The 9,249-nt window shown below is 68.7% G+C and carries 7 protein-coding genes and 3 pseudogenes; 5 read left to right on the top strand and 5 right to left on the bottom strand.

Going from position 1 to position 9,249, the window contains the following annotated elements; genetic code table 11:
- Positions 1–181: 181 nt before the first annotated feature.
- Positions 182–478, bottom strand: a complete 297-nt coding sequence (locus ACFWBF_RS36645) for a hypothetical protein (RefSeq protein ID WP_385609164.1) — start codon at positions 476–478, stop codon at positions 182–184.
- 518 nt (positions 479–996) lie between these two features.
- Between ACFWBF_RS36645 and ACFWBF_RS36640 the strand changes: the two genes are divergently transcribed.
- Positions 997–1,284 carry a chaplin gene (locus tag ACFWBF_RS36640; RefSeq protein ID WP_385609165.1) on the top strand — a complete coding sequence of 96 codons (288 nt, stop codon included), beginning with the start codon at positions 997–999 and terminating at the stop codon, positions 1,282–1,284.
- A gap of 257 nt (positions 1,285–1,541) precedes the next feature.
- Here the strand turns inward: ACFWBF_RS36640 and ACFWBF_RS36635 are convergent, their stop codons facing one another.
- A complete protein-coding gene (locus ACFWBF_RS36635; RefSeq protein ID WP_385609163.1) occupies positions 1,542–1,901 on the bottom strand; it encodes a transglycosylase family protein in 360 nt (119 codons plus the stop codon).
- A 196-nt stretch (positions 1,902–2,097) separates the two neighbouring features.
- Positions 2,098–2,186, bottom strand: a pseudogene (locus ACFWBF_RS36630) (IS5/IS1182 family transposase); the annotation flags it as partial.
- Between the two features lie 97 nt (positions 2,187–2,283).
- Between ACFWBF_RS36630 and ACFWBF_RS36625 the strand changes: the two are divergent.
- From ACFWBF_RS36625 to ACFWBF_RS36615, 3 genes are all read left to right on the top strand, one after another.
- Positions 2,284–3,279 carry an ArsR/SmtB family transcription factor gene (locus ACFWBF_RS36625; RefSeq protein ID WP_385609162.1) on the top strand — a complete coding sequence of 332 codons (996 nt, stop codon included), beginning with the start codon at positions 2,284–2,286 and terminating at the stop codon, positions 3,277–3,279.
- Positions 3,280–3,490: 211 nt separating this feature from the next.
- Positions 3,491–3,937 (top strand): hypothetical protein, encoded by a 447-nt coding sequence (locus tag ACFWBF_RS36620; protein WP_385609161.1) that lies wholly within the window; start codon positions 3,491–3,493, stop codon positions 3,935–3,937.
- 886 nt (positions 3,938–4,823) lie between these two features.
- Positions 4,824–5,222 (top strand): hypothetical protein, encoded by a 399-nt coding sequence (locus ACFWBF_RS36615; protein ID WP_385609160.1) that lies wholly within the window; start codon positions 4,824–4,826, stop codon positions 5,220–5,222.
- A gap of 1,033 nt (positions 5,223–6,255) precedes the next feature.
- Here ACFWBF_RS36615 and ACFWBF_RS36610 read toward each other — a convergent pair.
- Both ACFWBF_RS36610 and ACFWBF_RS36605 read right to left on the bottom strand, forming a co-directional pair.
- A pseudogene (locus tag ACFWBF_RS36610) lies at positions 6,256–7,531 on the bottom strand (PP2C family protein-serine/threonine phosphatase).
- A 343-nt stretch (positions 7,532–7,874) separates the two neighbouring features.
- Complete coding sequence (locus ACFWBF_RS36605) at positions 7,875–8,243, bottom strand: hypothetical protein (RefSeq protein ID WP_385609166.1); 369 nt, start codon at positions 8,241–8,243, stop codon at positions 7,875–7,877.
- A 17-nt stretch (positions 8,244–8,260) separates the two neighbouring features.
- Here ACFWBF_RS36605 and ACFWBF_RS36600 point away from each other — a divergent pair.
- Positions 8,261–9,100 (top strand): annotated as a pseudogene (locus tag ACFWBF_RS36600) (IS3 family transposase); the annotation flags it as partial.
- Between the last annotated feature and the right edge of the window lie 149 nt (positions 9,101–9,249).

The raw sequence follows: 9,249 nt of genomic DNA, 5'->3' as shown, positions 1-9,249 counted from the left end.
CCTCCGGATCAAGCAGATCCAGTATCAGCGTGTCCACCACTCAGGGGGAGGCCCCCTGCTCGTTTTGACGAACCTCGAACTCACCCGCTGACGAACAATCTTCACCGCAGACTGGCGCCCACGAGCAGCGTAGCTGAGACCATCAGGCATCCCGCCACTGCGAGACGGTACTCATCAGCCACTACCAGGTGCCGTGGTGGTCGAGGTCGGCGAAGAGCACCAGGTCCTCGTCAGTGTTCCGGGCCTGGTTGCGGGCCTCGCTCAGCTTGGCCAGGAGCCGCAGGTGGAAGTTCCGGGGCAGGTCCGTGTCCCGCTCCTTGTCCTTGTGGGCCAGCGTGACCGCTTCGGCGGATCCGAGGCGGGAGGCGGTCAGCTTGTCCTCGCAGGCCGCGAGGTGGCTGATGGCGTCGGCGCGGATCAGCTGGCCGTAGGGGTTTTCAAGCAGACCCCCGCCCATCACCCAGATGTCTGCTGCCATCAAATCGCTCCCCGAAATCGGTGGTAGTCACGCCAGAACATCCTCGCTGAGGAAACGGCTTGATGTCCGTATTGGGAAGCCGAAACCACCTACCGGGGAGAGGCTTTCTCGTCCAGGCGCAGGATGGTTTCGGCAGGCGGCAGGACGTACTTGGAGCAGATCCACGGACCGGTGTCGCGAGGATGGTGAAGGATCTGACTGGTGGCCTCCTCCACCCCGTGGAGCACGTCGGGTCGGAGGGTGCGCCCCATCGACCATTGTGAACAGCCTGCCCGGGTGCGCCTTCCGGCGCGTCCACACCATGCTCTTGACGGCCGCGGGGAGCACACCCCATGCGTCGATGTCCTGGGCGTCCGGTGAAGGGCAGTCGCCGGGGTGATGACGGGGGACTCGAGAGTCGCACGAAGGTCAGGACACTCACTCGGCCCATCGCCCGTGACGGCCGGGCGGCTCGGCCGTTGTGGGGGACGTCCACGCCGTACTTCTGCGGCTGGTATGAGTTCAAGGAGATCTTGATGATGTCGCGTATCGCCAAGGTCGTAGCCGTTACCGCCGCCGCTGGTGCTGTCCTGGCAGGCGGGGCCGGCATGGCCGCCGCCGACGCCGTGGCCGAGGGCGCTGCCATCGGCTCCCCGGGCGTCCTGTCCGGCAACGTCCTGCAGGTGCCCATCCACATCCCGATCAACATCTGCGGTAACACCGTCAACGTCGTCGGGGCCCTCAACCCTGCCTTCGGCAACGTATGCGTCAACGGCGGTGGCGGCTCCAAGGGCGGCCACCACAAGGTCGACCAGCACGGCGAGTAGTGACAGAGCACCAAATCCTGAATCCGGCGGCCACATCGCGCCGTCACAGCTAGCGCCGCCATCTGTTCCAGCCGCAGAGCATAGCCCTGTACAGGCCGGCCTCCCCTCGTCCTCCAGGGCAGGCCGGCCTCATGACGAGATCCAGTGAGGTCCAGCCAGCCGCGCCAGGCCACGGCGAAAAGAGTTTTTGCAGCAGCCTGTCTCGCGCACGAAAGCCCGGCTTCACACCCAACCCCGCTGACGGGCCCGCCCGCCTGCTACCGGCGGGCGCAGGTCCATGCCCCCATGCCCTGCACCGCGGCCAGCCTTCTGGCCGTCGCGATCTGCTCCGGCTTCGTGGCCAGGTCGGCTCGGGCGGCGTACCGGCGACCACCGGCCGCCCTCCAGCTCGACTGGGTGAACTGCAGACCGCCGTAGTGTCCGTTGCCCGTGTTGGCCCGCCAGTGGCCACCCGACTCGCATCGGGCGATCGCATCCCAGTCGACACGGGGTCTCGTGGAGTGGGCGGCCGCATGGGCGCTGGAACCGGTCAGTAGTGCGGCCTGGCTCAGGAGCACTGCGCAGAGCAGTGCCAAAATGGTGCTTCCGGTTCGCTGGCTGTCCTGGAAACGAGACATCAGTCCTCCTTCGCTGTCCGGCAGACCAGCCCCGGGGGCCGGCCCGTCCCGCCTACGGCCGACGGGCCGTGTAGGAAGCACACCACGCTTCCAAGCCGACCCCGGCTCATCTCGGCAGGCCAACGGGCGACGCCGCCCGTACGGCGTCCCTGCCCCGGCCGCCGCGGGCAGGGACGTCGTCGAGGCTGCCCGCCCCGCGGGTGACTTCCACATCGATGCCGAGGCGGGCGCCATGGCCGATGACTTTGTTCCGATAGCCGTGTCGGCCCATGCCTTGGTGATGCGGGCGCGGCCCACGCCTCAATGCCCGGTCGGGCGCGGGGGATTGGGGCATGCTTGGGATGCGCTCACGCGCTCTACTGCGGTGGCAGGAGGCCGGTCGGTGTTACGCATTCACTTCACGGCGGAAGACCTCGCCCGGACACGGGTGGCCGCAACGATCGGTGTCGCGGCGGAGGTCTACTACAGTCTGGAGCTGCTGAGAGAGAACCGGGAGCTTCCTCACTTCCGCTCGTGGCGGTCAGCGGTCGCGGGCCGGATGGGAGCGGAGACGCGCCCCTTGACGTCCCTGGTTCCGGTGCGCGGTCCCGGGCTTGACCTGCTGGCCCTGATGGGCGATGTGCCCTCTCTGGACCACGCCGTGGACAACCTACTGCACGCCCCGGTGTCCCGGCTGCGACGCGAGTTCGAGGGTCTCGACTTCCACCCCGCACACCTGCCATGGGCCAGACGAGTGTCCGAAGGGGACCGCGACGCGCGGCGGGAGCTCGCCGAGGCCGTGCGCGCCTGCTATCGGCTGACCGTGGAGCCCTACTGGCATCAAGGGCGGTCCGAACTGGTCGCGCTGTCCACCCGTTGCGCGAACCTGGTGCTGGAGGGAGGCATCGATCTGCTGCTGCGTTCGATCTGCGCACCACTGGTCCGCTGGCGTCCGCCGGTGCTCGAAGCTCCCTACCCGCGCCAAGTTGAGGTGCGTCTCCAGGGAAGGGGACTAATCATCACGCCCACGCTCTTCTCGAAGCGCCCGGTGAGCTTTCTGTGGGACCCGCTCGATACCTCCCAGCCGCCCCGACTGACCGTGCCGGCTCTCCGCCGGCCGCTGACCGGTACCGGACCGGCAGAAGCGGACGGCTCCGCCGTGCGGAACCTGGAGTCTCTGCTCGGCCGCACGCGAGCTGCCGCCCTGCATGTGACAGCCGAAGGCTGCACGACGAGTGAACTGGCCCGCCGCCTCAACGTAACGGCCGCAGCGGCCAGTCAGCACGCGACCGTGCTGCGGAACACGGGCCTCATCACCACCAGCCGCCGAGGCGGGTCCGTGCTGCACCTCATCACCCCCCTCGGGCTGGCCCTGCTGCGGACCGGTGCCCTGACGTAGCCGTGAGGCCCCAGGGCACCACGGCGTCAGATTGGTGAGCGCAGTGCCGCCCTGCTCGGGTGCTGCCACCGGACACTCGTGCCGAGGTGCGCGAGGCGCCGCGCCTGCCGTCCCGGCCCCCCTTTAAGCCGTGACTTAACAGGTAGGCCGCAGGCGGCTGGCCGGCCCAGGATGTGAAGCCGCAACCGGCTCATCCCATCCTGGAGATCGAATGAAGACTCATCTCGCCGCCGCCCTCGGTTCCGTCGTGCTGACCGCGGGCACCTTGCTGGGCGCCCCCGCCGCCGGCGCGCAGACCGCGACCGCGGCCGCCTATCCCACCAGTGACTTCAACATCAACTTCGGTGCCACGTGGACCAGGGGAACCGTCACTTGGTACAACCGGTCGGTCCGAGTCGTCGGGCAGCACAGGTCCGCGGTGGGGGACAGTGCGCTCACGTGCCGGACCACGTGGGTTTACACCCTCCAAGGGGACCGTGGCGTGATCGGCCAGGGCGGCGGCTCCCCGATCGCCTGCGGCACCATCACGCCCTACGACTTCGTCGTTCCCGCGGACAAGCCCGGCGGTGCCGCGTACGTCAGGGTCTGTCTCGATGACGGGAACCTCAAGGACCTCGCGTGCCAGCTCATCGCCAGGCCGGCTCAGCTCGCGCGCTGAGGCCAGCTGGACGCCCAGTCGCAGTTACTCGGCCCCGTATCTGGTGGGTGCCGGCGCGGCCGTCGCCTCGGTCAGGTGGGCCTGCGAACCGCAGGTGCCTCACCCCTTGTCCAGCAGATCAGAGCGTTGCCACCGTGCCATCGCCCCGACGTCGCGGAGAACCCCCAAGAGAACCCGAAACGGAGCTCCGAACAGAGGCCCTAACGGAGGTCCGAACAGAAGCCGAATGGGACCAGGGCCGCGACCAGGCCGACGGCGAGGAGACCAGGCCGTGCGAGCCTGCCCTGTGACACGGGCTGTGAGGTAAGACGTTCACCTGGCGATTTCGCAGGTGGACGGGGTGCGGGGCAGGCCGTGAGTCTGAGACCTGAGACATTCGCCGGCACCACGGCCCGGGCAACCGCTGCTGCGCGTGCCGCGTGGGCTCGGCCCCAGTCGGGCTGACGGTGGCCACGACGCTCGTCAGCGTCGCCGGGAGGTCACCCGGATGGTGATCGGTCTCGAGTTATTGAGCAGCAGCTCGGCCTGCCGCCCACCCGATGCGAGGCTCCCGGGCCGCCCCGCGCAGTTACTGATCCCTGATGAGGTTACCAACCCCGCTTGACAACCTCATTGGGAATCAGTCGAGGCACTGGCAGCGGATGCGTTGGGCGAGGGCTCGGACCGAGGCGGTGAAGGCCGGCATGACGGCCTCGTGTCCGCAGTGCGGGGTGTCGTGTACGTCGGGGCCGACCGCCTGGTCTCGGCGGTGTACTGCCCTCCCGCCTGCCGCACGCTGCGGTGTACCCGTCCACGTCGACACGAAGACCCGCGACACCAGCGCATCTTCGGAAAGGTCTGGTCGTTGGGTTATCGGGTTCTGGTCCGCGAGTGAAGTGAGACATGTGTGAGCAGCCCGACCGGCCTGTCTCCCGAAGGCATCGATGCCCTTCAGCAACTGAAGGACCGGCGAGACGTCAACACCGTGATCTTTCGCTGGGCAACGCCACATGCCCTGGTGCTCGAGTTGGAGGGCAATCTGACCCACGACGAGCTTGTGCAGGCCCTTCCTCCGGATGCCCCGCGATTGGTCCTTCACGAGCTGGCTTTCGCGACCCGGGAGGGCACACGCAGGCACGAGACGCTGCTGATTCTCTGGGAACCGGCAGAGGTCGGCGGCCAAGAGGAGTCCTGCACCGGCGACTACACGGCCCTGAGGAAGTCCCTGCCGAACATCCACGTCCATCTCACCGCCAGGCAGGCCGAACAGCTTGACTACCGGGGGCTGGTCGCCCTGGCGGGCTGAATCCGTCGGCACCAGTCTGCTGAGCGGCGGTACTTGTGGCTCGACAGGGGTTTCTGGAGTCCCGCTACCGCTCGACTTGCCCGACGCATCTCAGCAAGATCACACGGCGGGAACTGGTGGGTGAACAGCCGGCAGTCTGGCACCCACACCCTGACCGTAAGGACGGCTTGCGCACGGTGACGGCCGCCCTGCCGGGCAGGAGCGAGCACTCCTTCCGTCTGCGGGGGAGACTACTGGTTCAACGAGGAGAGCTCGGACGGCCATGACGGTGTCAACAGCCGCGTGCGCGCCTGAGCGGCCCAAACGGCGTGGCCCGGACCAACCGGCGTCCGTCGATATCCGCGACACGCGCCCCCTGCACCCCCCACGGGTCCGGAATCGTGTGACGGCCCCCGGCTACCGCGCCCGGCCGCGGGGCTGTCGTCGTTCCTGGCCTGCCACCTTCAGGTCGTCGATTTCGGCACGGCTCGGTTCATGACGGAACGGTCACGAGCCGCCACGCCGACCGTCCCGGGTCGCCGGGCAGGGAGCAGAAAACCGCTTCGCCGTCGACGCGGCCGGATTCGCTCGGCTGGCAGGCGAAGTCCTGGCAGGTGCCCGATGCGCCGATCTACGAGGCCGTCAAGCGGGAGTAGCTCGCCGTGAGTCGTGAAGTCCCGGGCCGTCCGGGTCTGTCGTGGGGTGGTCAACGCCCGGTGATGGCCGATGACTGCCTGGGTCTACGCGTGCTGGTGGTCGGCTGGCAGTCCCAGCCCCAGCAGGTCATGGCCCGCGTCGCCGGAATGCCGGGGGCCCGGCTCACCGGCGGGAGAGCGCTACGCGCTGGCGGGCTTCCGCCGCCTGATCGAGGAACGCGCCCAGCGGGCAAGTGACCTCGCGGATCTCGGCGACGCCCTTTCCGATCCTCGCGGGCGCGCATGCCGCGCAGGCCCGCATCAACAACGCAGCTTGCCCGTCATGACCGCCGGCCGCCGCGGCCTGGACGTCGGCATTCTCCGGCGATCACCAAGTGCCGGCCCACCACGGGGCTGGTTCAAGGCTTCGGGGCGGGGGAGCCGCAGTCATCGCTGGGGGCGGGTGGTCCCGTTGTTGCTGGTGGTGAGGCGTCGGTGAGGTCGGCGCCGTTGGCGGCGTCGCGCTCGGAGTTGTGGACGCCGTGCCAGTCGAGGCACATGACGGTGGCGTCGTCGTCGAGGTAGCCGTGGCCGGCGTCGACGATCGCTTTGATGAGGGTGCGGGTGGCTTCGCGGGGGTGCAGTGCGCGGGTGCGGATGATCAGGTCCGCGAGGTCGAGGCTTTCGGCGTTGCGTTCCAGCATGCCGTCGGTGAGCATGATCAGCCGGTCGCCGGGCCGCAGGTCCAGCATCTGCACGCGATAAGTGTTGGCCTCGGTGGGATGGATGTTGAGGCCGAACGCCCGGTCGACTTTCGGAACGATCTCATCCACCTTGCCGTCGCGCATGCGCAGCGGCCAGGGGTGTCCGGCGTTGACGAACTCGGTACCCCCGTCGAGGAGGCTGATGCGCAGCAGCTGGCCGGTGACGAAGCCGCTGCGGCCGCGGGTGCGCATGGCCTGGTCGGCTTGGCGGGCCTGTTCGGCGAGGTCGGCGCCCTCTCGCCGGGCCCGTCGCAGGGCGCTCACCACGAGGGTGGCGAGCAGTGCGGCGTTGACGTCGTGGCCCATGGCGTCGGTGACGGAGAGCTGGACGTGTCGCGGTCGATGACGTAGTCGAAGGTGTCGCCTCCGACGTGTTCGGCGGGTTCCAGGGCCCCGGCGACCGCGAACTGTGCGGCCTCGCAGGCCGGGGATGCGGGGAGCAGTTGGTGCTGGATTCGGCGGCCAGGCTCAGGGGCTTGGTGCGGCGGCCCCACTGGTAGACGTCGGTGTGGAGCCGGTTGGCGATGACGATGTGCGCGAGCGCGTGCGCGGTGTCGCTGATCTCCCGCATGACCTGAGCGTCCGGCGCCGTGGGGAGGAACAGTTCGAGGAGTCTGATGGCGTCCCCGCGGTTGGTCACCGGGGCGACCACGCGCACGTACCGGCTCTCGCCCCGGTGTTCGACCTGTGGCTGCTGGGTGCGGATGACGTCTTCGTACAGGGTGTCGCGCAGCAGGATCCGCTGGGGCGGCTCGTCGGTGTCGATGCTGTCGGCGGTTCCCAGCCGTACGACGGAACTGCCGGTGAAGTCGGTGATCAGGAACGACACCGACGCGGCCCCGAGCTGCTTCTTGAGCATGCGTGCGACCACGTCGAGCGACTCCACGGGCGCCACGGCCTCCGCCGCCTCCAGTATCCCCGCCAGCGTCATCGCCTTGCCCCGGCGGCTGCCGCCCGCGTCAGGACGAGACGTCCGCCCGCCGCCTGGTTCTCCTGCGGTCACAGCGACCCCTCTACAGTTCGATGCCGCCCGGGGGTTTCGTCCCGGATACGCGAGGATCCGCGCCGAGGCGGCATCGGACAGGCCCCATTGCACCATGAGGATTTCAGGGCCTGGCAGCGTGGCTGGCCCGGCGGCTCGGTCGGCCCGCGAGCGACTCTCGGACCATGTGCGGCCAGGGACTGCACTGGTCGTCCGGCTGCCCTGTATCGCCGGGGGCTGGTCGAATGGCTCGGTTCGTTGGTCGGTGGGGGTGATCGCAGGCCAGCCGCAGTCAGTGCGCCTCGTGCAGCCGCTCGCGCAGATAGAGCAGGGTGGCGGTGTCCGCGAGCGCGGCCAGATCGGCCAGCAGGGTACGGATGGCCGCATCGTCGCCGTTGCGGTCCGCCTCCACGATGTGCTCGATCGTCTCCCGGGCGCGGGGGTTCATGCCTGCCGGACCGGCCGGGGCCCAACCAAGGCCGGCCGGTCCGGCAGGCTCGCCCGGCTCGGCGTCCGATGAGGTGCCCAGCGCTGCCGTCATGTCATTCATCCTCAACGGATTGTCCCTGTCGCGGGTTACGGCCCGCGCCCGGCCCAGGCAACCGCGCTCCTCGACGAGCACCCGCACCTGGGGGTCGAGCACGTACTCCGGGAACTTCACATCCCTCCGCCACCTACTACCGCTGGCGCCGGGCCGAGACCGAGCCGTGTGAGCGCCGCCGCCGGGACGTCGAGCTGACGGACCGGATCCGAAAGGTCCACGACGAGTCCGGCGGGATCTACGGCTCACCGCGCGTGCACGCCGTCCTCAAGCGCGAGGACGTCCACGTCGGCCGCAAGCGCGTCGAACGGCTCATGCGCCAGGCCGGCCTCGCCGGGATGAGCCCCCGCCGGGGCAAGGGATTCACCCGACGCGACCCGGACGCCGAACTCGCTCCTGACCTGGTGCAACGCGATTTCACCGCGAACATGCCGAACCGGCTGTGGGTCACCGACCTGACCATGATCGCGACGTTGGAAGGCCCGCTGTGGCTCTCCGCAATCCGCGATGCGTTCTCCCGCCGGGTCGTGGCCTGGGAAACCTCCGCCCATGCGGACGCCGACCTGGTCCTGACCACCCTCGAATACGCCCTGGCCAGCCGCGAGCCCACCGCCGGCGAACTCATCCACCACGCCGACCACGGCTGCCAATACACATCCGTGAAACTCACAACACGCCTGGTCAGAGCCGGAATCCAGGCGTCCATGGGATCAGTCGGCGACTCGTTCGACAACGCCCTCGCCGAGAACCTGTGGATGCTCATCAAGACCGAGTGCGTCCGCGGCCGCGTCTTCGCCACACGTGCCGAGGCGAACCTCGCACTCTTCAACTACATCGACGGCTTCTACAACCCCCGCCGCATCCAGAAACGACTCGGATACCTCAGCCCGATCGAGTACGAGGAGAAGCACTACGCCAACCAGGCAGCGACCGAACAAGCGAACCTGAAACCACACCAACCCGCCCTGACCAGCTAGTCAGCACCTCCCGCACAGCGGGGGAACCTCAGCCCAGCAGGTGCTGTGTGCCTTGACTTCGCTCAGGGCGGTTTCGCAGAGGTTGTGCCACACAGTACTGGTGGGCCGTCGGCGAGGTGCCTGCTGAGCAGGTCCTTTTCCCACGGCCC

The sequence above is a fragment of the Streptomyces sp. NPDC060028 genome (genome assembly GCF_042736725.1).
Classification (GTDB): domain Bacteria; phylum Actinomycetota; class Actinomycetes; order Streptomycetales; family Streptomycetaceae; genus Streptomyces.
Note: the sequence above shows the minus strand (reverse complement) of the source record. Positions and strands in the feature narration are given on the sequence as shown.